Source organism: Streptomyces sp. NPDC020681 (assembly GCF_044334895.1).
GTDB lineage: Bacteria > Actinomycetota > Actinomycetes > Streptomycetales > Streptomycetaceae > Streptomyces.
In genome coordinates, this window is the sequence record NZ_JBIRTX010000085.1 from 1 (window position 1) to 1,130 (window position 1,130).

A 1,130-nucleotide genomic window follows, 5' to 3' on the forward strand; every position below is an offset into this window, starting at 1 on the left:
CTAGTGACCTGAGTCGGAGATTCGTCGGCAGTATGAGGCGACTTTGTCGAGGATCTGGTCGGCGGTCTTGGTCCAGGCGAAGGGTCTGGGTTGTTCGTTCCAGTTGGCGAGCCAGTCGCGGATGTCGCGTTCGAGGGCCTGGACGGAGCGGTGGACGCCTCGCTGGAGCTTCTTCTGGGTGAGTTCGGCGAACCATCGCTCCACCAGGTTCAGCCAGGACGAACTGGTGGGCGTGAAGTGGAGATGGAAGCGCGGGTGGGCCAGCAGCCACTGCTTGATGGCGGGCGTCTTGTGGGTGGCGTAGTTGTCGAGGATCAGGTGCACGTCGAGATCTGCGGGAACCTCCCTGTCGAGCTTGGCCAGGAACTTCTTGAACTCGACGGACCGGTGGCGCCGGTGCAGGGAGCCGATGACCTTGCCGGTGGCGACCTCCAGGGCGGCGAACAGGGTGGTGGTGCCGGCGCGGACGTAGTCGTGGCTGCGGCGTTCGGGGACGCCGGGGATCATCGGCAGGACGGGCTGGGACCGGTCGAGGGCCTGGATCTGCGACTTCTCGTCCACGCACAGGACCAGGGCCTTCTCCGGCGGGTCGAGGTAGAGGCCCACGACGTCTCGGACCTTGTCGATGAACAGCGGGTCGGTGGACAGCTTGAACGTCTGCGACCGGTGCGGGGCCAGCGCGAACGCCCGCCAGATCCGGGAGATGGCCGACTGCGACATTCCGGTGGCTGCCGCCATCGACCGGGTCGACCAGTGGGTGGCGTTCTTCGGTGTCTCCTCCAGCGTCTTGACGATGACCCGCTCGACGTCCGCGTCGGTGATCTTCCGCGGGACTCCGGGCCGGGGTTCGTCACACAGGCCGTCCAGCCCGCGTTCGAGGAAACGCCGCCGCCAGGTGCGGACCGTGTCCGGCGTGATCCGCAGCCGGCGAGACACCTCCATGATCGAGTGCCCATCGGCGCACTCCAGCACGATCCGCGACCGCTGGGCCAGAGCCTGAGCCGTCGTGCGGCGACGCACCCAGCCCTCCAGCACAGCCCGCTGGCCATCTGTCACCGACAACGGCGGAATCTTCGGACCCGGACGACTCATAACCGAACCAACGACGAATCTCCGACTCAGGTCACTAG

Annotated in this window: 1 protein-coding gene; it reads right to left on the reverse strand. The window is 66.6% G+C overall.

Annotated elements, in window-relative coordinates; translation table 11 throughout:
• Entirely contained in the window at nt 1-1,092 is a 1,092-nt protein-coding gene (locus ACH4YL_RS40815) for an IS630 family transposase (protein ID WP_398512599.1), read from the reverse strand.
• Nucleotides 1,093-1,130: the final 38 nt, after the last annotated feature.